Source organism: Streptomyces sp. CG4 (assembly GCF_041080655.1).
GTDB lineage: Bacteria > Actinomycetota > Actinomycetes > Streptomycetales > Streptomycetaceae > Streptomyces.
On the sequence record NZ_CP163525.1, the window covers coordinates 1039780 to 1065243 of the forward strand.

At 72.6% G+C, this 25464-nt stretch carries 20 protein-coding genes and 1 pseudogene; 9 read left to right on the forward strand and 12 right to left on the reverse strand.

Features of this window, described 5'->3' with window-relative positions:
- Positions 1-41: 41 nt before the first annotated feature.
- Positions 42-1532 (reverse strand): S1 family peptidase, encoded by a 1491-nt coding sequence (locus tag AB5L52_RS04825; RefSeq protein ID WP_369368811.1) that lies wholly within the window; start codon positions 1530-1532, stop codon positions 42-44.
- A 225-nt stretch (positions 1533-1757) separates the two neighbouring features.
- Between AB5L52_RS04825 and AB5L52_RS04830 the strand changes: the two are divergent.
- From AB5L52_RS04830 to AB5L52_RS04850, 5 genes and pseudogenes are all read left to right on the forward strand, one after another.
- Positions 1758-2172: pseudogene (locus AB5L52_RS04830) on the forward strand (PaaI family thioesterase).
- A 455-nt stretch (positions 2173-2627) separates the two neighbouring features.
- A complete protein-coding gene (locus tag AB5L52_RS04835) occupies positions 2628-2843 on the forward strand; it encodes a type A2 lantipeptide (RefSeq protein ID WP_351030274.1) in 216 nt (71 codons plus the stop codon).
- Positions 2844-2945: 102 nt separating this feature from the next.
- Complete coding sequence (locus AB5L52_RS04840; RefSeq protein WP_369362739.1) at positions 2946-3752, forward strand: HlyD family efflux transporter periplasmic adaptor subunit; 807 nt, start codon at positions 2946-2948, stop codon at positions 3750-3752.
- Positions 3749-5968 carry an NHLP family bacteriocin export ABC transporter peptidase/permease/ATPase subunit gene (locus tag AB5L52_RS04845; RefSeq protein ID WP_369362740.1) on the forward strand — a complete coding sequence of 740 codons (2220 nt, stop codon included), beginning with the start codon at positions 3749-3751 and terminating at the stop codon, positions 5966-5968. Before AB5L52_RS04840 ends, AB5L52_RS04845 begins: the two co-directional genes overlap by 4 nt.
- 1 nt (position 5969) lies before the next feature.
- Complete coding sequence (locus AB5L52_RS04850; protein ID WP_369362741.1) at positions 5970-8795, forward strand: NHLP bacteriocin export ABC transporter permease/ATPase subunit; 2826 nt, start codon at positions 5970-5972, stop codon at positions 8793-8795.
- 16 nt (positions 8796-8811) lie between these two features.
- Here AB5L52_RS04850 and AB5L52_RS04855 read toward each other — a convergent pair whose 3' ends face one another.
- Positions 8812-9639 carry a ribonuclease BN gene (locus AB5L52_RS04855; protein ID WP_369368812.1) on the reverse strand — a complete coding sequence of 276 codons (828 nt, stop codon included), beginning with the start codon at positions 9637-9639 and terminating at the stop codon, positions 8812-8814.
- A gap of 151 nt (positions 9640-9790) precedes the next feature.
- On the opposite strand from AB5L52_RS04855, the gene AB5L52_RS04860 reads away from it, so the two are divergent.
- Positions 9791-10918 (forward strand): galactosyldiacylglycerol synthase, encoded by a 1128-nt coding sequence (locus AB5L52_RS04860; RefSeq protein WP_369362742.1) that lies wholly within the window; start codon positions 9791-9793, stop codon positions 10916-10918.
- Between the two features lie 21 nt (positions 10919-10939).
- Here the strand turns inward: AB5L52_RS04860 and AB5L52_RS04865 are convergent, their stop codons facing one another.
- The 5 genes from AB5L52_RS04865 to AB5L52_RS04885 form a co-directional block, all read right to left on the reverse strand.
- Positions 10940-11683, reverse strand: coding sequence for a polysaccharide deacetylase family protein (locus AB5L52_RS04865; RefSeq protein WP_351030290.1), 744 nt, complete (start codon positions 11681-11683; stop codon positions 10940-10942).
- A gap of 27 nt (positions 11684-11710) precedes the next feature.
- Positions 11711-12640: a DMT family transporter gene (locus tag AB5L52_RS04870; protein WP_369362743.1), complete on the reverse strand. Its 930-nt coding sequence runs from the start codon at positions 12638-12640 to the stop codon at positions 11711-11713.
- Positions 12641-12647: 7 nt separating this feature from the next.
- Complete coding sequence (locus tag AB5L52_RS04875; protein ID WP_369368813.1) at positions 12648-13499, reverse strand: SDR family NAD(P)-dependent oxidoreductase; 852 nt, start codon at positions 13497-13499, stop codon at positions 12648-12650.
- Positions 13500-14313: 814 nt separating this feature from the next.
- Positions 14314-14841 carry an SRPBCC family protein gene (locus AB5L52_RS04880; RefSeq protein WP_351030295.1) on the reverse strand — a complete coding sequence of 176 codons (528 nt, stop codon included), beginning with the start codon at positions 14839-14841 and terminating at the stop codon, positions 14314-14316.
- Positions 14842-14847: 6 nt separating this feature from the next.
- On the reverse strand, positions 14848-15192 hold the full coding sequence (locus AB5L52_RS04885) for a metalloregulator ArsR/SmtB family transcription factor (protein WP_351030296.1): 345 nt from the start codon (positions 15190-15192) through the stop codon (positions 14848-14850).
- 212 nt (positions 15193-15404) lie between these two features.
- Here AB5L52_RS04885 and AB5L52_RS04890 point away from each other — a divergent pair, with 212 nt between their 5' ends.
- Both AB5L52_RS04890 and AB5L52_RS04895 read left to right on the forward strand, forming a co-directional pair.
- Positions 15405-16910, forward strand: a complete 1506-nt coding sequence (locus AB5L52_RS04890; protein ID WP_369362744.1) for an MFS transporter — start codon at positions 15405-15407, stop codon at positions 16908-16910.
- A 73-nt stretch (positions 16911-16983) separates the two neighbouring features.
- Positions 16984-17481, forward strand: coding sequence for an isoprenylcysteine carboxylmethyltransferase family protein (locus AB5L52_RS04895; RefSeq protein ID WP_369362745.1), 498 nt, complete (start codon positions 16984-16986; stop codon positions 17479-17481).
- Between the two features lie 355 nt (positions 17482-17836).
- Here AB5L52_RS04895 and AB5L52_RS04900 read toward each other — a convergent pair whose 3' ends face one another.
- The 4 genes from AB5L52_RS04900 to AB5L52_RS04915 all read right to left on the reverse strand — a co-directional run bounded on the left by AB5L52_RS04900 (position 17837) and on the right by AB5L52_RS04915 (position 21577).
- Positions 17837-18271, reverse strand: coding sequence for a subtilase-type protease inhibitor (locus AB5L52_RS04900; protein ID WP_351030305.1), 435 nt, complete (start codon positions 18269-18271; stop codon positions 17837-17839).
- A gap of 498 nt (positions 18272-18769) precedes the next feature.
- The gene (locus tag AB5L52_RS04905) at positions 18770-20485 is read right to left on the reverse strand and encodes an RICIN domain-containing protein (protein ID WP_351030306.1); all 1716 of its coding nucleotides are present in this window, start codon (positions 20483-20485) and stop codon (positions 18770-18772) included.
- Between the two features lie 471 nt (positions 20486-20956).
- Positions 20957-21334, reverse strand: coding sequence for a toxin Doc (locus AB5L52_RS04910; protein WP_351030309.1), 378 nt, complete (start codon positions 21332-21334; stop codon positions 20957-20959).
- Between the two features lie 3 nt (positions 21335-21337).
- On the reverse strand, positions 21338-21577 hold the full coding sequence (locus tag AB5L52_RS04915) for a hypothetical protein (RefSeq protein WP_351030312.1): 240 nt from the start codon (positions 21575-21577) through the stop codon (positions 21338-21340).
- 189 nt (positions 21578-21766) lie between these two features.
- On the opposite strand from AB5L52_RS04915, the gene AB5L52_RS04920 reads away from it, so the two are divergent.
- Entirely contained in the window at positions 21767-22276 is a 510-nt protein-coding gene (locus AB5L52_RS04920) for a methylated-DNA--[protein]-cysteine S-methyltransferase (protein WP_369362746.1), read from the forward strand.
- A gap of 55 nt (positions 22277-22331) precedes the next feature.
- On the opposite strand, the gene AB5L52_RS04925 is transcribed toward AB5L52_RS04920, so the two are convergent.
- Complete coding sequence (locus AB5L52_RS04925; RefSeq protein ID WP_369362747.1) at positions 22332-25424, reverse strand: glycoside hydrolase family 2 TIM barrel-domain containing protein; 3093 nt, start codon at positions 25422-25424, stop codon at positions 22332-22334.
- Positions 25425-25464: the final 40 nt, after the last annotated feature.

Here is a 25464-nt window from a genome sequence, read left to right on the forward strand (position 1 = left end):
GATCGCGGCACCCACCCGTCGCGGCCCTACCCGCGGAGCGCCTAACGCGTGCCGGTCAACGACGACCCGGCGTTCGCGGAGCCGGCTCCGGACGGGTCGCTCCCGCTGCCGGACTGGTCGCCGGCGCCGGAGCCAGAGCCGGATCCGACACCGGACGGGTCGGTGGCCGAAGCGGACGGGTCACCGGCCGAGGCCGACGGGGCGGCGGAACCCGACTGATCCCCCGCGCCACCGATCTGGTTCCCGCCCGCGCCGGACGGGTCGCCGGCCGAGGCCGACGGGGCCGCGGAGCCCGACTGGTCGCCTCCGCCGTTGCCCGCGTTACCACCGTTGCCCGCGTTGCCGCCGTTCCCCGCGTTGCCGCCGTTCCCCGCGTTGCCGCCGTTGCCGCCGTTGCCGCCGTTGCCGAGGGTCGCGCCCGTGGCCTGCAGGGCGGCGGTGACCGGCTGGAAGAAGGTCTCGCCGCCGCTCTTGCAGTCGCCGCTGCCGCCGGAGGTGAGGCCTACGGCGCTGCCGTCCTGGGTGAACAGGGAGCCGCCGCTGTCGCCGGCCTCGGCACAGACGTTGGTCTGTATGAGGCCGTTGACGGTGTCGGTGCCGCCCGGGTTCGTCTCGCTCGCGAAGTTCACGGTGGCGTTGAGCCCGGTGACCTGGCCGTTGTGCAGGCCGGTGGTGGAGCCCATGCGGAACACGGTCTCGCCGACGGTGGCATCGGCGGCCTTGGTGATCTGCACGGTCTGACCGTTGCCCGCGTTGACCTCGCTGGGCGCCTGGGTGGTCTTGTCGTTGTACTTGACCAGCGAGAAGTCGTTGCCGGGGAACTTGGCCTGGTCCACGGTGGCGATGGGCTGGCCGTTCTGCGAGTCGGACCAGGCCTTCGCGGCGACTCCGCAGTGACCGGCCGTCAGGAAGGCGGGGCTGCCGTCGGAGGCGGTGACGTTGAAGCCGAGGGAGCAGCGCACGCCGCCCTGCTGGGTCTGGGAGAAGATGGCGTCGCCGCCGGAGACGAAGGTCTTGAAGGCGCCGGCGGACTTCTGCAGCGTCGCCATGCCGGAGCCGAGGCTCTGCACCGTCGACTGCAGTCTGTTCCACTTCGTGCCGGTGACGGTGGAGTCGGCGGTGACGAGGACCTTGTTGGTGCGCGGGTCGACGGCCCAGGAGGTGCCGGGGATCGTCGCCTTGGTCTTCAGCGTCCCGGCGGCAGCCTTGAGGGCGCGGGCGCTGTTGCTCACCTGGCGCACGACCGCGCCCGCGTTCTTCGCCTGGGCGATCGCGTTGTTGTCGCCGCCGGCCACATCGACGACCAGTTGCTGCTTGGCGCTGTCGAAGTACGACCCGGCGAAGGTGTCGCCGAGCATCTTCTGGACCTGGGCGGCGAGGCCGGACGCCTGGGTGGCCTTCAGCGTCTTCACGCCACCGGCCGCCGACGCCTGGTCCTTGTCCTGTGAGGCGTTGGCGTTCGGCAGCAGGAGGGCCGCCGCTCCGAGCGCCGCGACACCGCCCACCGCTATCGCGGCCTTGCGCTTGGGCATTCGCTTGTGACTCAACTTCTCGACCTCCTGGGTACGGGGGTCTGCCGCTGACGGGCAGTTCGTATCGGGCTGCCGCTTATGGCAGTTCGTATCGGGGCGCCTGGATGGCTGTACGTACGCACCCGCCGCACGGTGTGTTCAATTCCGTTTCGCAACTGCCGCACCGGGAGGGCGAATCGGCCACGCCGTGCGTGTCGTGCGGGGCGGCCGGGAACAATCCCCCATATGACGATGACCCCCGCGGAAGCCGACAAGATCCTCTCCGCCCGCTTCGCCCCCTGGGTGCTCGATCTCGGGCTGACCGTCGAGGCGGTGGGCGAGGACCGGGCGGTGCTGCGTCTGCCCTGGTCGGAGCGGTTGGCCCGGGAGGGCGGCGGGCTCTCGGGGCAGGCACTGATGGCCGCCGCCGACACGGCGACGGTGATCGCGGTGTCCGCTGCGCGGGGGGGGTTTCGTGCCGATGACGACGGTGCAGCAGTCGACGTCGTTCCAGCGGGCAGTGACCGGTTCGGATGTCCGGATCGAAGCGGTCCTGACGAAGCTGGGCCGCCGGATGGCGTTCGCGGACATCACCCTGAGCGACGCCGGCTCCGGGGCGCTCGCGGCCCGGGCGAGCACGGTGTACGCGATTCTGGGCTGACACGTTCCGCCACCGATCAGTAACGGTCCGTTCCGAGCGCGATGCGGAATCCCTCCTTCAGGGAATCTGCACATTGAATACTCAACGAAGTCACTGACGGCCGGGGATCTGCACAATCGCGCGCCCCCCTGCACTCCTTTGGTGAGGAGTGCCGGATTCGCCGCCCGGCAGGCAAGGGACCGGACGCGCCGATGCCGTGCCGCATGTGAAGGAGTCGCCGACATGGCGTGCACACGCCTGCACGGATGACCCCTTGCGTGACTCAAGTTCCCAGGTGAGAGCCCTGGTTGATTGGAAGCCCGCCCCGCCTGCGTGCTTTGATCCATCGCACCGCGGGGGTCGCAGCGGACTCTCGGAGACGGGGGTCCGGTGCCCGCGGCCGGCGGCCGTCCGTCTGTCCCCAGAGGGGGCCGCTCCCCCCTTGTGAAATATCCATTAGGAAGGGAAGTTCCATCATGAACTCCACCCCCCAGGTTGAGACCGTCGAGATCTCGGACGCCGAGCTGGACAACGTTTCCGGTGGTCTGTCCGTGAACGCCCTGAACACCGTGACCGGTGCCGTCAACGGCATCGCCCCGGTTTCCGGTGTGGTCAACACCGCCGTCGGCACCGTCGAGGGTGTCACCGGCCTGAACGTGCAGCCGGTCACCGACCTGGTCGCCGGTCTCTGATCGCGCCTCGTCGCATACGGAAGTCCCGGAGTCGTTCCTCGGCTCCGGGGTTTTCGGGTGCTCTGAACCACCAGCGTCTCTCCCACAGGTGAGGGAAGTTCCGTGCAGTTCCGCCAACAGGCCCTCGCCAAGCTCCAGTCACCGGAAGAGCTGGACCTCCCGGTGCGCCTGGCCCGCCCCCAGGGCTGGCTCGCCCTCGGTGTCACCGTCGTCGTGATGGCGGCGGCCTCCGTCTGGGCGGTGACCGGTTCGGTCGCCTCCACGGTGAGCGCACCGGCCATCCTCACCCACGGGCAGGGCAGCTATCTGCTGCAGAGCCCGGTGTCCGGCCAGGTCACGGCCGTCCTCGCGAAACAGGGCGACCAACTCCCCGCCGACGCCGCCGTGGTCAAGGTCCGTACGGCTCAGGGTGCCGCGGTGGTCCGCACGGTCGCCGCGGGCCGGGTCACCGCGCTCGCCGCCACCATCGGGCAGATCATCCAGACCGGCACCAATGTGGCCGCCGTGGAGAAGGTCGCCCGTGCCACCGACCCGCTGTACGCGACGGTGTACGTGCCCGCCGAGAACGCCGCCGACATCCCGGAGCACGCCTCCGTGGACCTCACCGTCTCCTCGGTGCCGACGCAGACCTACGGCGTGCTGCGCGGCCGGGTGAAGTCGGTGGACCGCACCGCGCAGTCCGCCCAGTCGATCTCCGCGTTCCTCGGCGACAGCCAGCTCGGCCAGCAGTTCACCGGCAAGGGCCGCCCGGTGGCCGTCCTGGTGGCACTCGACACGTCGGCGAGCACGAAGAGCGGTTACCGCTGGTCCACCACCGACGGGCCGCCGTTCCGGCTGGACTCCATGACGCTCGCCTCCGGTTCGATCAGGCTGGCCGACCAGCATCCCGTCGATTGGCTGCTCCCGTGACCACCACGCAGGAACGCGGCCGCAGACGCGCCGCCCCGGCCAAGCGGCCGGTCCCCAAGCCCCGTGGCGGCACGGTCCGTACGCCCACCGTGCTCCAGATGGAGGCCGTCGAGTGCGGCGCCGCCTCCCTCGCCATGGTCCTCGGCCACTACGGCCGGCACATCCCGCTGGAGGAGCTGCGGATCGCCTGCGGTGTCTCCCGCGACGGCTCGCGCGCCTCCAACCTGCTGAAGGCCGCGCGCAGTTACGGGCTGACCGCCAAGGGCATGCAGACGGACCTGGCAGCCCTCGCCGAGGTGCGCGCACCGGCCATCCTGTTCTGGGAGTTCAACCACTACGTCGTCTTCGACGGCATGGGCCGCCGCTTCGGCCGGCGGGGCGTGTACATCAACGACCCCGCCAAGGGCCGCCGGTTCGTGCCGATGGAGGAGTTCGACGGCAGCTTCACCGGTGTGGTGCTGGTGCTGGAGCCGGGCGACGGCTTCACCAAGGGCGGCCGCAAGCCGGGCGTGCTCGGTGCGATGCCGGCCCGGCTGCGCGGCACCGCCGGCACCCTGCCCGCCGCCGTCCTGGCCAGCCTGCTGCTGGTCGCGGTCGGCGCGGCCGTGCCCGCGCTCAGCCGCACCTACATCGACAAGTTCCTCATCGGCGGCCAGACCTCCCTGCTGGGCGTGCTGTTCGCCTCGATGGCCACGTGTGTGCTGCTCACGCTGGTGCTGACCTGGCTGCAGCAGGCCAACCTGCTGCACGGCCGGATCATCTCCTCCACGCTGTCCAGCGCCCGGTTCCTGCGCCATCTGCTGCGGCTGCCGGTGACGTTCTTCGCCCAGCGCTCCCCCGCCGACCTGGTGCAGCGCCTGCAGTCCAACGACCAGGTCGCCGAGACCCTGGCCCGCGACCTCGCGGCGGCCGGCGTGGACGCGATCGTCGTCGTGCTGTACGCGGTGCTGCTGTACACCTACGACCCGCAGCTGACGTTCGTCGGCATCGGCGTGGCCCTGCTGAACGTGGTCGCCATGCGCCTGGTCGTACGGCTGCGCGCGACCCGCACGGCGAAGCTGCGCGCGGACACGGCACGGCTGACCAACACGTCGTACACCGGTCTCCAGCTGATTGAGACGATGAAGGCGACCGGCGGTGAGGACGGCTACTTCCGCAAGTGGGCCGGGCAGCACGCCACCACCCTGGAGGAACAGCAGCGACTCGGGGTGCCGAGCGCCTGGCTCGGGGTGGTCGCGCCGACGCTCGCCACCTTCAACAGCGCGCTGATCCTGTGGATCGGCGGGCTTCGCGCGGTCGAGGGGCACATCTCGGTGGGTCTGCTGGTCGCCTTCCAGGCGCTGGTCACCCGCTTCACCGCCCCGCTGACCCGGCTGAACGGGGTGGCGGGCCGGATCCAGGACTTCGCGGCCGACGTGGCCCGCCTGAAGGACGTGGAGAACTTCCAGGCCGACCCGCTCTACGCCCGCCCGGGCGGCGGCGATTCCACGCGCCGGCTGCACGGGCACGTCGAGCTGGAGAACGTCACCTTCGGCTACAGCCCGCTGGACCAGCCGCTGCTGACCGGCTTCGACCTGATCGTGGGTCCGGGGCAGCAGGTGGCGCTCGTGGGCGGCTCCGGCAGCGGCAAGTCGACGGTGTCCCGGCTGATCTCGGGCCTGTACGCGCCGTGGGACGGGGTGATCCGCATCGACGGCCGCCGTCTGGAGGACATTCCGCGCGGCGCGCTCGCCGCCTCCGTCTCCTTCGTCGACCAGGACGTGTTCCTCTTCGAGGGTTCGGTCCGCGACAACGTAGCGCTGTGGGATCCGTCGATCCCGGACGATGCCGTGGTGGAGGCGCTGAAGGACGCGGCTCTGTACGACGTGGTGATGCGCCGGCCCGGCGGCATCCACAGCAAGGTCGAGCAGGACGGCCACAACTTCTCCGGCGGCCAGCGCCAGCGCCTGGAGATCGCGCGGGCGCTGGTGCGCTGGCCGAGCATCCTGGTGCTGGACGAGGTGACCAGCGCGCTGGACGCGGAGACCGAACTGATCGTGATGGACAACCTGCGCCGGCGCGGCTGCGCCTGTGTGGTGATCGCCCACCGGCTGAGCACCGTCCGCGACAGCGACGAGATCGTCGTGCTCCAGCACGGCACGGTCGTCGAGCGTGGGCGGCACGAGGAGCTGGTGGCGCACGGCGGCGCGTACGCCGCGCTGGTCAGGGAGCGATGAGATGACGACTGTGCAGGAGGGGTACGAAGGCGATCTCGTCCTCGGTGCGCTGGGCTCCCTGGGCACGCGCATCGACTGCGCCGGTCACAACCGCCTGGACCTGGAAGGCCCGCAGGTGCTGTGGCTGGTCGCGGCCGGCGCACTGGACCTGTTCGCGGTGGACGCCGGCCAGCAGGGCCACTGGCACCACCTGGGCCGGCTGGAGGCGGGCGCCCTGCTGCTCGGCCCGGTCGCCGGGCCCCAGCACACGCTGGTGGCCCGCCCGGTCCGGGACTGCGTGGTGCACCGGATCAATCTGCGCGAGCTGTACCAGCCCGCGAACACCCAGACCTGGTCGTACGACGAGTACGGCAACCCCCAGTACGTGCCGCCCGCGACCAGCCCGCTGGAGTACGCGGTCGCGCTCGGCGTCGGCCGTGGCCTGTCCGTCCTGTTCCAGGCGCCGATGGCCGAGGACCGCGCCGCCACCCCCACCGACGACGACGTGTTCTGGATGCAGGTGCCGCCGGGCAGCGTCCAGTACAGCTCGCTGTACGGCGCGGAGGCCGCCGCCGATCTGCTGATGGACCCGGCGCTGTGGCAGTCCATGGTCGACCAGCAGTACCGGCTGCTGACCGCGCTGGACCGGTGGATCGAGCAGCTGGAGCGCACGCACGAGAACCGCACGGCCGCCGGGATCAAGGCCGGTGAGGCGGTGCGCGCCCAGGCCGACCAGACGCTGCTGGCCTCCATCGGCAAGCGCTCGGCCCGCCGCACGACGGCCGCCGACGCGGATGCCGGCTACGCGGTCTGCAAGCTGGTCGCCGAGGCGGCCGGGATCACCCTGGCGGAGCCCGCGCAGGGCGGCACCGAGAGCGAACGCCTCGATCCGGTCGAGCGGGTGGCGCTCGCCTCGCGGGTGCGCACCCGGGCGGTACGGCTGCAGGGGCGCTGGTGGCGGGAGAACGTGGGCCCGCTGGTCGGGCACCGGGCGCTGTCCGGGGCGCCGGTCGCACTGCTGTGGCGGCGCGGCGGCTATGTGGCCGTCCACCCCGGCACCGGGCGCGAGACGCCGATCGAGAAGGCGAACGCGGAAGAGTTCGAGCCGCGCGCGGTGATGTTCTACCGGCCGCTGCCCGACAAGGAGCTGTCGCCGTTCGGTCTGCTCCGGTTCAGCCTCCAGGGCACCCGCGGTGACCTCATCGGTCTGCTGCTCGCGGGCCTGGTGACCGTGGCGATCGGCGCGCTGGTGCCGGTCGCGACCGGCAAGGTGCTCGGCGAGTACGTGCCGCGGGCGCAGGAGGGCCTGATCGTCCAGGTGTGCCTGGCCGTGATGGTGAGCGGGGTGGTGGCGGCGGCGTTCACGCTGCTGGAGAACCTGTCCATCCTGCGGCTGGAGGGCCGGATCGAGGCCGCGCTGCAGCCCGCCGTGTGGGACCGGCTGCTCAGGCTGCCCACCCGGTTCTTCACCCAGCGCTCCACGGGTGAACTCGCCAGTGCCGCCATGGGCATCAGCGCGATGCGCCGGCTGCTGGCGGGCGTCGGCCCGGTGGTCGCGCAGTCCGTGACGGTCGGCGGGATGAACCTGGGCCTGCTGTTCTGGTACAGCCCGTCGATGGCGATGGCGGCGATCGGCATGCTCGTCGTGATCGCGGCGGTGTTCCTGGGGCTCGGGCTGTGGCAGATGCGCTGGCAGCGGAAGCTGGTGGTGCTCGGCAACAAGCTGAACAACCAGGCCTTCCAGACCCTGCGCGGCCTGCCCAAGCTGCGGGTGGCGGCGGCCGAGAACTACGCCTACGCGGCCTGGGCACGCGAGTTCGCGCGCAGCCGGGAGCTGCAGCAGAAGGTCGGCCGGATCAAGAACCTCACCACCGTGCTCGGCGGGATCTATCTGCCGGTGTGCACGCTGCTGATGTTCATGCTGCTCGCGGGCCCGGCGAGGGGCGCGATGTCGGCGGCGGACTTCCTCACCTTCAACACGTCCGTGACGATGGTGCTGACCTCGGTCACCCAGCTGACCGGCTCCTTCGTCTCCGCGGTGGCCGCGCTGCCGCTGTTCGAGGAGATCAAGCCGGTCTTCGAGGCGACGCCCGAGGTGCGGGAGGCGAGCACCCGCCCGGGCCCGCTGACGGGCGCGATCGAGGCCCGCCGGCTCTCGTTCCGGTACGCCGACGACGGCCCGCTCGTCCTGGACGACGTGTCCTTCGCCATCCGGCCGGGCGAGTTCGTCGCGGTCGTCGGCCCGAGCGGCTGCGGCAAGTCCACACTGCTCAGGCTGCTCATCGGCTTCGACAAACCGGTCTCCGGCAGTGTCCTGTACGACGGCCAGGACCTCGCGGCGCTCGACCAGTCGGCGGTGCGCCGCCAGTGCGGGGTCGTGCTGCAGCACGCGCAGCCGTTCACCGGCTCCATCCTGGACGTCATCTGCGGCACCGAGCCGTACACGCCGGAGGAGGCGATGGCGGCGGCCGAGATGGCGGGGCTCGCGGAGGACATCAAGCGGATGCCGATGGGTCTGCACACGATCGTGGCCGCGGGCGGCGCGATCTCCGGCGGTCAGCGGCAGCGCCTGATGATCGCCCAGGCCCTGATCCGGCGCCCGCGGATCCTGTTCTTCGACGAGGCCACCAGTGCCCTGGACAACGACACCCAGCGCATCGTCATCGACAGCACTCGCAAGCTGAACGCCACCCGCGTCGTCATCGCGCACCGGCTGTCGACGGTTCTGGACGCCGACCGGGTGATCGTGATGGAGGACGGCAAGGTCGTCCAGCACGGCTCGCCGGCCCAGCTGCTCGCCGACACCACGGGCCGGCTGCACGAGCTGGTGCGCCGCCAGCTGACGTAGCGTCCGCCGCGCGTGTTCAGTACTTTCCGCGGCCCGGCTTGTGAGCCTCGTCCCCTCGGTGGTGGGCCGGCATCCAGTGGTGTTCGGTGAACCAGCGGCCGAACAGGGCGCCGCCGTAGAGGACGAAGCCGACGCCGATGAGCCAGGACTCCACCACGAGTACGGTGCCGACCGCGCCGTAGCTGAGCGCGTTGGTGACGATGAGCGGGGTGAAGACGAGGTAGGAGAAGGCGCGCAGGCCGACCAGCCCGACGACGGTGGCGAGCGCGCCCGGCAGCAGGGCGCGCCAGCGGACCTGGCCGCCCAGCAGGAAGCGCTGCCCCCACCAGAAGAACGCGATGCCGCTCACTGTGGACAGCGCGATCCGCTGGCCCCCGTGCAGGGCCTCCTTGGTCGCCACCTCCTGGTAGAGGTAGCCGGTGAGCACCACCAGCCAGGTCGCCTGCCGCCAGACCCGGTGCCAGGGGCCGGCGGCCAGGCCCCAGATCCGTTCGTAGGCGTTCTGCACGCTGCCGCCGAAGGCCACGCCGAAGGCGGCCAGCAGGACGGCACCCCAGACGCTGGTGGTGCCGATGACCTTGCGCGGCGGGCTGATGACATCGGTGACCACGCGCGCGGACCGCCCGGACAGCCCCATGCCGTCGGTGAGCCAGGAGGCGAAACCGCCCCGCACCAGCGGATCGGCGGCGGCGACCACGATCAGCAGCGGCGCGAGCGTCACCAGCGCGAGGGTGGCGAACCCCATGGCCCGGTGCATCAGTTCCAGCTCGCGGCCGTGTTCGAGCAGCGCCCCGGCCCTGAGCCACTCCCAAGCGCGGTGCAGGCCGCGCCGCCACCGCCTCACGGCTCCTCCCGTGCTCACCGCCCACACGCTCTCCTGAGCCGATTCATCCACCCCGGCGCGCTCCGGGCAACTCGCACCGGTGCGCTGCCAGGGCGACACGGCCGCGAAGTGAGGGGGTTTGCGGGCCGCGCGCACCGGAGAATCGGAACCCGTGCGTACTCCTGCCGAGGTGCCCTCCCCGCAGCCGGCCCCGCCGGGCGGCCGGCGGCGGCCGCTGATCCTCAGCGCGGGCATGGGGGCCGGTCATGACACCGTGGCCGCCGAACTGGCCCGCCGGGCGGCGGCGTACGGACACGAGCCGCAGGTGGCCGACGTGCTGCGGCTGCTGCCGTACGGCCTGGGCGGCGGGCTGCGCCGCTCCTACCAGGCCTCGGTACGGCACTTCCCGTGGGCGTACGCCGGTGTCTACGGCGCGTTCCTGCGCGGCGGCAGCGGGCCGCGGCCGAGCGGGGTGCCACTGGCCCGGCTCGCCGGTGACCGGCTGACGGACCTGGTGGAGCGGCTGGACGCCGATGTGGTGCTGTCGGTCTTCCATCTGGCGGCGCAGCTCACCGGCCATCTCCGGGAGCGGGGCCGGCTGTGGGTGCCGAGCGCCGTCTTCCTCGTCGACTTCGCCGTGCACCGGCAGTGGCTGCATCCGGGCAACGACCAGTACCTGTGCCTCACGGACGGCGTGGCGGCCGAGGTGCGCGCGGCGCTGGGCAGACCCGCCGTGACGACGGGCCCGGCGGTGGCGCCCGGGTTCCGCGCGCCGGCGCCCGGGGCGGCCCGGTGGCGGGAGCGCTTCGCCGGGCAGGCGCCCGGCCGGCCGGCGGTACTGCTGTCCGCGGGCGCCTGGGGTGCCGCGTCCCGCCCGGACGCCACCGCCCGGCTGCTGGCGGGGGCCGGCTATCTGCCGGTGGTGCTGTGCGGTCGCAACCCGCGGCTGCGGGGGCGGGTGGCCCGGGTGCCCGGGACGCTCGCCCTCGACTGGGTCGACGACATGCCCGGACTGCTGTCCGCCGCGTACGCCCTGGTGGACAACGCGGCCGGCCAGACCGCCGTACAGGCCCTGGCCGTGGGGCTGCCCGTGATCGGGTACCGGCCGCTGCCCGGCCACGGGGTGGACGGGGTCCGGCGGATGTCCGGCCTCGGCGTGGCGGAACTGGCCCCGGACGGGCCGGGGCTGCTCGTGGCCCTCGCCCGGCTCGCGGCGGACGGCCGGGAGCGGGCGGAACGGGTGGCCCGGGGGCGGGCGCTGTTCCGGGGCGATCCGATGGCGTACGTGGCCCGGCTCTGAGGCGGTGCCACGGGCGGCTGGTCAGCCGGTGCGCGGCGGCAGGTGGTCCCGCAGCGGGCCGAGCGCGAGGCCGGCCTCCCGGCAGTCCCGCACCAGGCCGGGCAGCGCGCCGAGGGCCGAGCGCCAGCAGCCGGGGGCCGCGAGCCGGTCGGAGTCGTGCAGCAGGACGGTGCCGCCGTCGCGCAGGTCCGCCGCGACCAGGGCCCGCACGGACGCCGGGGTGGCGTCGGCCGTCCAGTCCCTGCCCCACGCCGACCACAGCACCGGCCGCAGCCCGGCCCGCCGGGCGGCCAGCCAGCGTCCGGAGGTGAGGATCCCGTAGGGCGGGCGGTACCACTGCGGCCGGTGGCCGGTGATGTCGTGCAGCGCGCGCACGGTCCGGGCGACCTGCTCGGCGTCCCGGGCGGGGGCCGGGCGCCAGGGGCGGTCGTGCGTCCAGCCGTGCACCGCGAGTTCGTGTCCGCGCCGGGCGGTCTCCCGGACCAGCGCGGGATGGCGCACCACGGACTCGCCGAGCGCGAAGAAGGTGGCCCGTACGCCGAGTTCGTCCAGCGTGTCGAGGAAGCGCGGCGTGGCCACGGGGTCCGGGCCGTCGTCGAAGGTCAGCGCGATGTGCCGGCGGCGGCCGGTGCCGGCGAGCCGCGGGAACAGCAGCAGCCGTACGCCCGGGAGCCAGGTGGCCGCCGGTCCGATGTGCGCGGCGGTGACGGCGACCGGCGCCAGGACGGCAGCCGTCCGCCAGGGACGACCGGACCTCAGGGACATCGCCGACCTGCCTTCCCGTACACGTGCTCACCGTTGTATTCGATGCGGACGTTCCCCGAGGCCCTGGCCGTGGCGGCCGTCGGACGTGTCCCACTCCCGTCGAACGGCCGGTGCCCGGGCCAGCCCGATACTGCCCACCCCGATCAGCGCGATACCGATCGCCTCCGGCAGCGTCCGCAGTCCGAGGTGGACGGTCTCGGCGAACAGCACCCAGCCGAGGACGACGCTGGTGAGCGCGTCGCCGAGGGTGAGGGCGGGCTGGGAGGCGGTGAGCGAACCGGCGCCGAACGCGCTCTGCAGCAGCAGGAAGGCGACGATTCCGGCGCCGACCGTGGCGTACGGCGACCAGTGCGCGAACATCGCCGCGGGCCCCTGTCCGAGCCGCCCGACGGCCTCTTTGAGCAGCGCGGCGGTGGTGGCGAAGCACACGGCGGAGGCCAGGCCGAGCAGCGCGGCGCGGGGCGCGCCCCTGGCAGGGCGGGCGGCGGCCACGAGCAGGACGACCGCGCCGAGCACCCCGCCGCCGCCCAGCAGCCAGGCCCGGGGCGGCGCGGTGGGCCGGCCCGCGCCCGGCGCGGCCGCCAGCAGGAACACGGCCAGCCCGGCGGCGAGCGCGGCGAAGGCCAGCCAGGTGCGCAGGTCCGGCCGGCGCCGGAAGACCACACCGCCCACGACCAGGGTGAACAGCAGCTCGGTGGCGAGCAGTGGCTGGACCAGGGACAGACTCCCCACCGCCAGCGCCCCGGCCTGCAGCAGCCCGGAGACCGCCAGCAGCGCGGCTCCCGCCACCCAGTACGGGCGCCGCAGCAGCCGGCCCAGCCGGTGCACGGCGGCCCCCGCTCCGCCGGCCCCGCTGTCCTCGTACGGCTCCTGCACGGCGGCCCGGCGCTGGAGCACGGACGCGGACGCGTTGCTGAGGGCGGCGAGCAGGGCGAGCAGCACCGTGACGGCGATCATGGCCGGCTCATCCGAAGCGGGCGGCGAGCCGCCGGTACAGCCCGGGCGCGACGCCGCGCACACGGGCGGGAAACCGCAGCCAGCCGGGGACGTACACCTCGTCCTGACCGTGCCGGACGGCGCTCCAGACGGCGTCCGCCACCCGCTCCGGCGGCACCGCCCGTGGCCAGGTCCTGGCGTAGGGGGCGCCCCGCCGGTCGAAGAAGGGCGTGTCGACGGCGCCGGGGATCACATGGCTGACGCCCACCCCGGTGCCGCGCAGCTCGTAGCGCAGGGCGTCGGAGAAGGCGGCCAGGCCGGCCTTGGCGGCGGAGTACACGGCCTCGCCGCGCACGGCGACACTGCCCGCGACGGATCCGATGAGCACGATGCGGCCCGACCCGGCCGCGACCATGTGGGGCAGCAGGGCCCGCACCAGGTGCAGGGTGGCCAGCAGGTCGACGCCGACGATCTCGTCGATGCGGGCGCGGGGCATACCGGTGAAGTCACCGGCCCAGCCCACGCCGGCGCTCGCCACCAGCAGGTCGAGGCGGCCCGCGTGGTCCAGGACGAGATCGGTGAGCAGCCGGTCGGCGCCCGGCCGGGTCAGGTCGGCCGGCAGCGCCAGGGCGTCGAGCGGAGCGGCCACCTGCGCCAAGCGTGTGACGTCGCGTCCGTTCAGCACCAGCCGCCAGCATCCCTCGGCGGCCAGCCGACGGGCGACGGCGGCGCCGATGCCCGAGGAGGCACCGGTCACCAGGGCGGTGCCGCCCCGGCCTGCCGGGCCCCCGGCGGAGGGGAGCACGGAGCCCGCCGGGACGGAGGTCGCGACCGGCCCGCTGCGGTTCGACGGTCCTGCGGGGGGCGGGGCGTGGGACATGGTGACGACCTCACTGCGACGTGTGGGCACGGGTTCGCGGTGTATCCAGGGCGCCACACACTGGAACACCGCGCACGGCGAAGCCCCGCCGAACGCCTGAGACACGTTCAGGGTGGGGCCCCAGTCACCGCGTGGTGCGTCCGGGACGACGATGGAGATCGAGGGATCGGGGAGAGCGGAGAGCAGAGGGCGTGACGCCGACCTTACGACCGTACGCCGGGACGCCCGGGCGGGAGAAGGGCACGCGGTACACCGGGGCACTGATCGCGGCAGCGGGCCCGGTCGGGCTGACGGCCGCTCTCGAACTGCGCCGACGGGGTGTGGACGATTGCCCGATCGACCGGCTGCCGTACGGCCGTCGGCATCCGGCCGCGGACCTTCGAAGCCGGGGAACGAATGGGCGTGGCCCGCGCGACGCTCGACGCGGCGCCGCCCATGCCCGGCCGGCTGATCTACGTCAACGGCGTGAAGCCGCCCGGCTGTCCCCGGCCGCACCCGGCACGTTGTCGACGGCCCTGGCCTGGGTGTTTGTGGGCTGCCCGACGGGGCGGTCGGGGCGGCGGGTCCCCTCCGATACGGGTGAGTCCGGCGGCGCAACCCGATACGGGTGGGTCCGGCGGTCGGTCCACGCCGCCGGGTCCCCGCAGCCCGTCGGCGCCGCGTTCCCCGCGAGTGGCCGGTCCCGCCGCCTGCCGACCCCACGGCTCGCCGGCCCCAGCCCCGGGCCCTGCCACCGGCTCCCCCGGACCGCGGCTCCCGCGACTCAGGAGCCCCACGACCGGCCGCTCCAGGCTGCCGACCAGCCCCGTCCCGGTCAGTCCAGGCCCGGAACGGGGGCGCCGGAAGGGACGCCGGCGGTGATGTAGGCGTCGTAGAACTGCTTCCACGGCGCGTTCAGCCCGGCGTGGGGGCCCTCGAAGTGTTCGCCGCGGGCCTTGGCGTCGAGGGCGGAGAGGCAGACCTCCCAGCCGGCGCCGTTGCGGGCGGCGGTGTCGGTCTCGCCAAGGACGTTGGTGAGCGTGAACCGGGTGCGCTGTGCGCCGACGGCTTCCAGGTCGAAGCGGAGTTCGTCGCCGCCCCACTCGAAGGACAGGTGCCGGGGCGGGTCGACGGCGAGCATCCGGCCGGTGAAGTCGGGCGTGTCCGGGTCGCCGCTGAAGCGGATGGTGCCGCCGGGACGCAGCTCCATCTCGGCGCGGAAGGGGAACCACTGCTCCAGTTCGTCGGGATCGGTGACGAACCGCCAGACGCGGTCCACCGGGTGGTCGTAGGTGCGGCTGAACCGGACGGCGGGACGGCCGTCGTCCAGCGTCAGATAGGTGCCGGTGAGGTCGACGGGCATGGTGCTTCAGTCCTTCGCGTGTGGGGGGTGTCGGGTGTCGTCCGACGTCTCGTCGAGGCGCCGGCCCAGGGCGTCCAGGCTGCGGTTCCACAGCCTGCGATAGGGCTCCAGCCAGGCGTCGAGCGCGGCGATCGGCGCCGGGTCGAGGGCGTAGACCCGGCGCTGTGCGTCCTGTCTGACCCGGACCAGGCCCGCTTCCCTGAGCACCTTCAGATGCTTGGACGTGCTCGGCTGGCTCAGTCCGCAGGCTTCGACGATCTCCCCGACGGGCCGGGGTCGTTCCAGCAGGAGCGCGACGATCGCCCGTCGGTGGGGGTCGGCGAGGGCGGACCACAGCACTGCATCGGACATGCAGCAAATATGCCTCAGCAGTTATATGCCTGTCAAGGAATGTAAACCCCTGTGCGCCCCCACAGCGAAACGAAACGTTGCCGTTTCGCTGGAACTGTTCTACGCTCCATGTGTACGAAACGGTTTCGTTTACGGGTCCTTTGCGTCCGCCCATTTCGGTATGAAGCGGCACATTCCCTGCATCCGAACGACTTTCCCTGGAGTGGTTCCCCATGTCCCAGAAGACCCTGGCCGAAGACTCCCGAGCGGAGGCCTCGGCGATCGGGCACAAGGCGGCCTCACCGAAGCGGTGGTGGATCCTCGCGGTCGTCGCCGTCGCCCAGCTGATGGTCGTCCTCGACGCCACGATCGTGAACATCGCCCTGCCGTCCGCCCAGACCGACCTCGGCTTCTCCGACGGCAACCGGCAGTGGATCGTGACGGCGTACGCCCTGGCCTTCGCCTCCCTGCTCCTGCTCGGCGGACGCATAGCCGACCTCTTCGGCCGCAAGCCCGCCTTCCTCGTCGGCGTCGTCGGCTTCGCCGCGGCCTCCGCGCTCGGCGGCGCCGCGAACGGCTTCACCATGCTGGTCGTCGCGCGGGCCCTGCAGGGCGCGTTCGGGGCGCTCCTCGCGCCCGCCGCGCTGTCGCTGCTCAACACGACGTTCACCGACGCCCGGGAACGGGCCCGCGCCTTCAGCGTGTACGGCGCGATCGCCGGTGCCGGCGGCGCCGTGGGCCTGCTCCTCGGCGGTGTGCTGACCGACACGCTCGACTGGCGCTGGACCCTGTACGTGAACGTGGCCATCGCGGTCGTCGCCTTCGCGGGCGGCTGGATCCTGCTCGACAACCACCGCGACGCGGCGAACGCCAAGCTGGACGTGCCGGGCACGGTGCTGGTCGCCGCCGGGCTGTTCACCCTGGTCTACGGCTTCTCCAACGCCGAGACCCACGACTGGGGTTCGCCGCTGACCTGGGGCTTCCTGATCGCGGGCGGTGTGCTGCTGGCGACCTTCGCCTGGTGGCAGACCCGAGCCGCACACCCGCTGCTGCCGCTGCGCATCCTGCTCGACCGCAACCGCGCCGCCTCCTTCTTCGCGGTGCTGATCACCGGCGCGGGCATGTTCGGCGTGTTCCTCTTCCTGACCTACTACCTCCAGCTCAACCTCGGCTTCAGCCCCACGAAGACCGGTGTGGCGTTCCTGCCGATGGTCGGCGCGCTGATGGTGACCGCGCAACTGGGCACCACAGTGCTGCTGCCCCGGCTCGGCCCGAAGGCGGTCATCCCGCTGGGCTTCGCGATCGCCATGGCCGGCATGGCCTGGCTGACCGGCATCGGCGTCGGATCGCACTACGCGAGCGCGGTGCTGCCCCAGCTGATCGTGATCGGCGTGGGCCTCGGCATGGTGATGCCGCCGGCCATGCAGCTGGCCACCGGCGGGGTCGCGGCCGAGGACGCGGGCGTCGCCTCGGCGACCGTCAACGCCATGCAGCAGGTGGGCGGTTCGATCGGTACGGCGCTGCTGAACACGCTCGCGGCGAGCGCCGCCACCGACTACCTCTCCGGCCGCGACGCCACCAGCAAGCTGGTGCGGGCGCAGGCGACGATCGAGAGCTACACGACCGCCTTCTGGTGGTCCGCGGGTTTCTTCGCCGCCGGCGCGCTGATCGCCCTCGTGCTCTACCGGCGCGGGGTGCCGGCGCAGGACGCGGAAGCCGCTCCGGTCGTCCACATGTGACAGCCGGACACCGAGCCCGAGGAGCCGCCGTCAGCAGGGAGACAGCGGCCCCTCGGCCTGTCATGGTGAAGATGTGCGCAAGGCGACGGCGGTGCTCGGCAGCACCCTGTTCCTGGTCCTGGCGGCGGGCTGCGCGGCGGTGCTCGTGCCGTGGTGGCTGACCGGTGGCTGGCGGACCGGCCACTGGTGGCTGTCGCTGCGACTGCTCGGCCTGCTCCCGCTCGCGGCCGGTACGGCCGTGATCCTGGCGGCCTACGCCCGGTTCGCCCTGGAGGGGCTCGGCACGCCGGCGCCGGTCGCGCCGCCCGCACGGCTGGTGGTGAGCGGCCCGTACCGGTACGTGCGCAATCCGATCTACGTCGCGGTCGTCGCCGTGCTCGCCGGGCAGGGTCTGCTGCTCGCCCGGCCGGTGCTGTTCGTCTATGCCGCCGGCGCCTGGGCGGTGATCCGGGCTTACGTCCACTGGCACGAGGAGCCGGGGCTGCTGCGCCGCTTCGGGGCCGAGTACGAGCGCTACCGGCGGGCGGTGCCACCCTGGTGGCCGCGGCGAACTCCCTGGCGGGGCGCCTGAGTCGGCAGTGTGGGCGGGTGTCCGTGGTAGATGGTCGAGGGCGGCACCAGGGCCTCGCCGAACCGGGTGTGTGTCGCTCTCCGTGCCCGTCCACACGGTCGCCGTTCCCGCTGATGCGACACGAGTCACCGGGCCAAGGCCATGGACACCGGACGAAACCGGTTGTTTTTCGCCGCTCCCCAGGAAGGCCCCCCACGGGCCCGCCCGGGGAGCGGCTGTGTGCCCGGAAGCCGGCGGGCGGCCCCACTCCGCCCGTCGGTTCCGGTGCGAGATCGCAGGTACCCCGCTCCAGGGGCCGCACTCCCCAGTTGCGGACCTGTTTCCGGCGTATGCGAGGTTCGTGCGATCCCGGTCTTTAGAAGGCGAAGACGCCGGCGCCCGTGGCGTCCCGCATGCACGAGTTGCCGAACGTGCGCTCGTACGCGACGCGTTTGCCCTGCCAGACGCCCTGCACAGTGACGACGACCGGGTTGTACAGCTGGGTGCACCACACACCCGGGTCGGCCTTCAGGTCGGCGAGGTCGCCGCCGATGCCGTTCAGTTCGGCGCAGGCATGGGCCGCGGCCGGGTGGGTTCCGGAGGCCGTGGGCGCGCAGGTCAGGGTGACGGCGCGCTCCGGAGTGGCCGTGGCCGCGTCGCTGCCGTGGGCGGTCGTGAGGACCAGCGCCGAGGGGGCGTAGAGCGACGACGGGGCGACGCTGGGTGCAGCGACGGCGGCCCCGGTCAGGGGTCCGCAGACGGCGACGGCAGCAAAGCCGAGGGCCGCTGCCCAGCGCGCGGTGTTCCGCATTGTGTGCATCCTTCCGCTCGAATGAGACGAGGTGTCCGCCCGGTCCCGGTCGGGCACCGGAGCGGCGAGCGCCACTCTGCCGAGTCCGCCGGAGAAACACACATCGACCACATGGATTTCGGTAACCTTTCGTGTTGAAGCAGTGGCGTGATGTCACGGAATCCACACACCGTGACCCAGCAACTACGCGGGTCCCGCCCGTCGAGCCCGGCCGGATGGCCGAAAATCAGCGCTTCGTTAATCGTCCTGAAACATTCCGACTCCGACCCCCTCAAGTCCCTTCATGACTCCTTGTGTTCATGAAGTGATCACCACGGCGGACCGGTCCGGGACTCCTGCGAGTGGTCGATCCCCGTCGGCAGTGACCGGACACCGGTGGTGCCCAGGGGACGGCGCGGTGTGCTCTCTCCGCGCCGTCCGTCAGGTGGCCGGCCCGGTCGACGCAGCGGGTGTGCTGGCGCGCCGGAGCACAGACGCGGTCGGCGATGTGACCGTGGCTCAGGCGTCCTTCGCCGGCGGCCGGGTGGGCCGGGCGGAGGGGCCGTCCGTGCCCGCGGTCGAGAGGGAGCCGGGGCTCGCCGAGGGCGCGTCGGTCACCCAGCGCTGGCCGGCGGAGCCGTCCCGGACCTTGACGACCACGTCGGCGCCCGCGGTCTCGGCGGAGCCGGCGAGGGCGAGAGTGCGGTCCCAGCGGGGCAGCAACTCGCCCTGCACGGTGGCGTCGTAGCGCACGTCGTCGCCCCGCTTCGAGCCGGCGTCGGCGCAGCTGCCGAGGATCACCACGCCCGCGTCCGCGTGCGAGTCCAGGCACAGCCCCGAGTCGGCCGCGCTGCGCAGCAGCCCGTCGGCGTCGTACGTCCACTGCTGGGTGAGCGCCGAGGAGCAGCCGGCGAGCACCGTGGCCGCCCCGGCCTTGGGGGTGCCCTTGATGTCCAGGCACAGGTCGGCGGCGACGTTGCGCAGCCGGGTGGGGCGGCCGGCGGCGGGCAGTCCCGCGGTGCCCGGGGCCGTGGCGGAGGGCGGCGGGGACCGGTGGGCGGAGGTGCCCGGGACGGCGCTGGTGGAGGCGACCGGGTCGGTGCCGTCGCCGCCGTCCGGCCAGAGGATGATCGCGAGGACGGTCGCGAGCAGTCCGGCCGAGGCCACGCCGACTCCGGAGAGCAGCGTCCGGGAGGACCAGCCGGGGCCGGTGACCCGGGCGAGCGGTCCGGGCTCCTCGCCGCCGCGCCGCCTGCCGCGGGACCCCGGGGTCCGGACCCGGGACCGGTCCTCGCCCCGCCGCCGCGCGCCGGGCAGTGCGGCGCGGGTCAACAGGCCCGGCTTGCCGCCGCCGCGGCGGCGTCCGCCGGAGCGCCGGGAGCCGCCGCGGGCGGGGTCGGGGCGGCGGCCTGGGCGGGAGTCGAGGTAGCGGCGGGCGCCCCAGCCGAGCACGGCCTCGGCGAGCAGCACGCCCAACGCCGCGTCCGCGTGGCCCAGTTGCTCGGCGGCGTGCCGGCAGTAGGAGCAGGCGGACAGATGCTCCTGGACGTCGGGCAGGAGGGCGCCGCCGCGGCGGATCGGAACGTCGAGCAGCCGGTTGTAGTAGCGGCATTCCGTACCGGGTGCGAGTTCCCGGTGGGAGCGCACCAGGCCTTCCCGGAATTTCTCGCGGGCCTGTTCCAGCGCGGCCGCCGCGCTGTCGACGTCGAGACCGAGCAGCCCGGCGGGAACGGTTATCGGTTCGGCCTCGACCTCGATGTGCCAGAGCAGCGCCTGTTCCAGCCGGGGAAGAGCGTGAAATGAGCGGTCGGAGAGGGCGCGGTTTTCCGGTATCAAGGTCTTCGCAGCGCGCATACCGCGGCCCCCGGCGGGTTTCCCGAGTCCGGGCAGTACGGCGGTGATGCGGTCGGTGCCGGACCAGTTGACGACCGTGTCCCGGACTGCCACGAGCAGCCGGGGACGCAGCGCCTCGGCGGGTTCGCCAAGGGCGAGCCGGCCGAGGACCTGGTGGAAAGCGGTGGCGGTGACCATGTGCGCGAGCGGACCGGAAAGGGCCAGGCAGACGACGGCGTAGTCGTGCGCCGACTGCCAGTGCCGGGCCATCAGCAGGGCGGCGGACCGGGAGCCCTCCGCGTCGGATCCGGCCCGTAGCGGACCGGCGAGCGATTCGTCCGACTCCCCGGGGTCGCCGCCGGGCGGCGGATAGGGAGGACGAGGGGGTTGGGGGGTGGGCACTGAGCGGATTCCTTTTGGTGCGTGTTGCGTCGATGCGTACCTCAGCGGCGCGCGGGGAGGGAAATTGGCCGGCGTTCGGCCGGTGAAGTTCCGCAACTGTCGGAAGAACCCATGACTTTACCCCCCGCACGGGCGTTACAACCCTTGCACAACTTCCACATGAGCAACAAGGCACTCGCGCCACATCGGCTGTTTTGACAGAAAGTCAGAATGCGGTCGCCGCCCTGCTCCCGTGCACCGGCTTTCGGAATTCCCTGCGCCCCGTGTGAAGTATGCGCACGCACCGGCAGGGGTGCGCACGCTTCCGTGGTGTGCGGGCCGGTAGTGGACTGGGACCGGCCTCCTCGGAAAGGCCCCGCGCACCCCGTCCCGGTCGGCGGCCCCGGCGGCTTCCCCCACCGGCCGGGGCGGGCCGGCGGTATCCGATCCGCCAGGAGCGCACGGGCTCAGAACCGCCACGAGCGCACGGGCTCAGATCTGCCAGGAGCGCAGCCGGTCGGCCGCGCCGTACACGTCGGTCTTGCCGGAGATCAGATCACGGGCGAGGTCGACGAGGGCGCCGTAGGGCGGGTCGATGCCGACGCCGCTGACGAACATGTAGGCCACGGCGGTGGCGCAGGCGAACCGGGCGTTGGCCGCGGGCAGCGGCTTGAGCACGGCGAGGGTGTCCAGCAGGGCGGCGGCCCGCCAGGCGGGATCGGAGTCCACGCCGAGCCGGGGCGGATCCACGCGGTGCCGGGCGACGGCGGCGACCAGCGCGGAGAAGTCGTCGACCGCGGGCTGGTCGGGCAGAACCTCCTCGTGGCGCTGGAGCAGCCACGGGACGTCGATGTGGATGACGGAGGGCATGCGTCAGGCGGCCTCGTCCTTCGCAGAGGGCTCGTCGTCGGGGAAGGCCGCCGCGAACTCCTCGGCGTGCGCGGCGAAGAACTGCCGGAAGGCCTGGGCGCCCTCCTGCAGGGCCCGGTGGCGAGCTATGTCGGCGGCGGCGGCCTCGCGCACGAGAGCCTTCATCGACGTACCCCGCTCCTTGGCGATCTGCCGCAGGTCCTCGAGTTCCCGTTCGCTGAACTCCACGTTGAGAGCTGGCATGCCCCTCACGGTACCGCGCGGGTACTTACCCGTAAATATCGCCTGGTCAAGGGCACTTTCCTGCGGTACCTGCGGGGCCCGAGAGCCATGTCCGATTCCCGCCGGTGACGGACCGCTCGACACAGCAGACTCGACAGTGCGCAAGACAGCTACGGAAACAGACAACAGCGGGACAGAAGGGGCACCACGATGAACACCCGCACCGTCCACACCGTCCACCCCAGCCCGCTGGGTGACCTGCTGCTGACCGGGGCGGTCGCGCCGTCCGGGCTCACGCTCACCTCGCTGAGCATGCCCGGGCAGCGCGGTGCGCCCGCCGTCCGCACGGGGGACCGCGACGACGCGCCGTTCGCCGAGGCGCACCGGCAGCTGGACGCCTACTTCACCGGTCGCCGCACCCGGTTCGAGCTGCCGCTCGCCGCCACCGGCAGCCCGTTCCAGCGGGCGGTGTGGGAGGCCCTCGACCACATCCCCTACGGCACGACGACCACGTACGGCGAGCTGGCCGCCCGGCTGGGCGTGCCGCGCGCCGACCTGCGCGCGGTCGGCCGGGCCCTCGGGGACAACCCCCTGCTGCTTCTGCGCCCCTGTCACCGGGTGATCGGCGCGGACGGCTCGATGCGCGGGTACGCGGGCGGGGTCGAGCGCAAGGTGTGGCTGCTCACCCACGAGGGCGCCCTGCAGCCGGCTCTGGTGTGAGGCGGACCGGCGGCAGCGCGGGACGAACACGGCAGCGCTGCGCTCCGCCACCGCCCTAGACGTCGAGTCGGCTGATGCGCACCGCCCCCTTCGTCTCCCCCGGGTGGGCGCTCGTCAGGGTCAGCCGGAGCCGGGAGCCGCGCAGGGCGGTGAAGGCGAGCACGGTCGGGGTGTCCGAGGCCGTGGCCCAGCCCACCTTCGCGCCCGTCACCGGCACGTAGGCATGGCCGTCCCACACCGCCGCCTCGATCTGCGCGGGCAGCGCGTGGGTGGCGTCCACCGTGAAGGAGACGGCCACCTGGTCGAAAACGCGGTTGCGTCCGAAGTCCACCGACACCCAGTCCTTGGCACGCGCCCCGGTGAACGCGGGCAGCAGCGCGGTGGCCGGCTTGGCGAAGGCGTTGGACCAGCCGGTGGCCGGGTCGCCGTCCAGCATCGCGGCGGGCAGGGTGTCCGGGCGTCCGGAGTAACTGGCGTCCGCACAGGGGTAGTTGAGCGGCTCCGGGTGGCCGGGCTTGAAGTCCGCCGCCGGGGTACGGGCCGGCTCGCTCGCCGGGGTGGTGTGCGCCTGCACCGTGCCGGTGCGCAGGCCGTCCGCCCGCGCGGTGACCTGCAGCGGGCCCGGCCGGGTGCCGGAGCGGACGATGGCGAGGGCCTTGCCGTGGAACGCGGTGCGGGTGCTCGCCTGGTAGCGCTCGGCGCTCTCCTCGCGGCCGTTGTCGACCCCGGCCAGGGAGCCGCCGGTGACGTCGAAGGTGATGAGGTGCTCGGCGTCGGGCACCACCACGCCGTGCGCGTCGACGATGTCGGCGGTGACGAACACCAGCGAACGGCCGTCCGCGGCAAGGGAGTCGCGGTCGGCGGTGAGGCGTACGGCGTGGGCGGCGCCGGCCGTGCGCAGCACATCGGTGGCGACCACCGTTCCGTCCCGCCGGGCCACGGCCTTCAACTCGCCCGGCTGGTACGGCACTTTCCACGTCAGGTGCAGCTTGCCCGCGCTGCCGTTCGGGCTGGTGTAACTGCCCGGGTAGGGGCCGTCGGTGAAGGTCTTGTCGTCGCCGGTGGCCTCGGTGGTCTCCAGGTAGCCGCGCCCGTCGGTGGTCTGCTTGACGTCGAAGTCCCGTACGCCGAGGGACTTTCCGTTGAGGAACAGCTCGACCGACGGCACGTTCGCGTACGCCCACACCTCGACCGTCTCGCCCTCCTCGTGGTTCCAGTTCATCGGCAGCAGATGGACCATCGGCTCGGTCGTCCACTGACTCCTGAACAGGTGGTACATGTCCTTCGGGAAGCCGGCCGTGTCGACCGCGCCGAAGAAGGACGCCTTGACCGGGAAGACGTCGTACGGGGTGGGCTCGCCGATGTAGTCGATGCCGGACCACAGGAACTGCCCCGCGAGCCACTTGCGGTCCCGGTCCTTCTTGTGCCCGTACTCGCCGCTCAGCGTCCAGGGGGCGAGGTTGTTGTCGTAGGAGGAGGTCTCCCGCCTGCCGGGAGTGTGGTTCTCGCCCGTGTTGAGGTGCTCCGGCTCCTGGTACGTTCCCCGGGTCGAGGTCTCCGAGGAGGACTCGGACTCGAAGAGGAACAGGTGGGGGTACCTGGCGTGCAGGGCGTCGACCGACTTGGCCGTGTTGTAGTTGAGCCCGAGGCCGTCGAGCTTGGCGAGCATGAGGTCGGCCGGGGAGCCGGCGGCGGGCACACCGTGGTACTTGTCCGAGCCGATGACCACCGGGCGGGTGGCGTCGGCGGCCTTGATCGCGCCGATGATCCGGTCGGCCATGGCGAGCCCGGCCGTGGAGGTGGAGTCGGGGATCTCGTTGCCGATGGACCACAGGACGACGGCCGGCGAGTTCCGGGCGGCCAGCACCATCTCGGTGGCGTCCTTCTCGCACCACTCGTCGAAGAACCGGCCGTAGTCGTACGTCGTCTTGCCGGTGCGCCAGCAGTCGAAGGCCTCCACCATCATCACGATGCCCAGTTCCTCGCAGACCTGGATCATCTGCGGCGAGGGCGGGTTGTGGGAGGTGCGCAGGGCGTTGACGCCCATCGACTTCATGATCCGCATCTGTCTGCGCACCGCGTCGACGCTGATCGCGGCGCCGAGCGCGCCCTGGTCGTGGTGCAGATCGACGCCTTTGATCTTGGTGTGGGCGCCGTTGAGGGAGAAGCCCTCGTCGGGGTCGAAGCGGTAGCCGCGGATACCGAAGGGTGTCTCGTACGTGTCCGTGGTGCGGCCCGCGACGCGCAGCTCGGTGTGCAGGGTGTAGCGGTGCTCCGGGGTTGCGATGTCCCACAACAGAGGCTGTTTGACGGTCAGTTCATGGGTTTCGGTGGCCTGCTCGGAGACGGCGACCGTGGTGGCCGTGCGGGCGACCGTGCGGCCGTCGGGGCCGGTGATCCGGGACAGGAGCCGTACGTCCGTGCCGGTGCCCGACTCGTTGAGCACCGTCGTCGCCACCCGGACCAGGGCGCTGCCGGACGAGATCTCGGGCGTCGTGACGCAGGTGCCCCAGCGGGCCACGTGCACCGGTTCGGTGAGAACGAGCCGGGCCTCGCGGTAGATGCCGCTGCCGGAGTACCAGCGGCTGCTGGGCAGTTGGTTCTGCACCTTGACCGCCAGCACGTTGGGGGTGCTGCCGTCGGTGTGCACGAGAGGGGTGAGGTCGAGGGCGAAGCCGGTGTAGCCGTAGGGGTGGTGGCCCGCTTCCGTGCCGTTGCAGTAGACGTGGGAGTCCATGTAGACGCCGTCGAACTCGACCGCGATCCGTTTGCCGGCGTAGGCGGGCGGGAGGGTGAAGGCGAGCCGGTACCAGCCGAGGCCGCCGGGCAGGAAGCCGGTGCCGCTGGTGGTGCCGTGGTCGGTGGTGGGGGTCTGTTCGATGCTCCAGTCGTGCGGGACGGCGACCTCGCGCCAGGCGGAGTCGTCGTAGCCGGGATCGGCGGCCCGTGCGTAGGCGCCGGTCGGGTCGGTGATGCCGTCCTGGCCGGCCAGGGCGAAACGCCAGCCGTCCCGCAGGGGCACGGTCCGGCGTCCGGCGGCGGACGCCTCGGCGGCGTCGGCGGCCGGGGCCGCGGGAATGCCCGGCAGCGCTCCGGCCGCGGGTGTCGCGGTGGCGGCGACCAGAACCGATCGGCGCGTTACCGTCATGGCGGCTCTCCCTCATCAGGTCCCAGAAGTACTCACAACT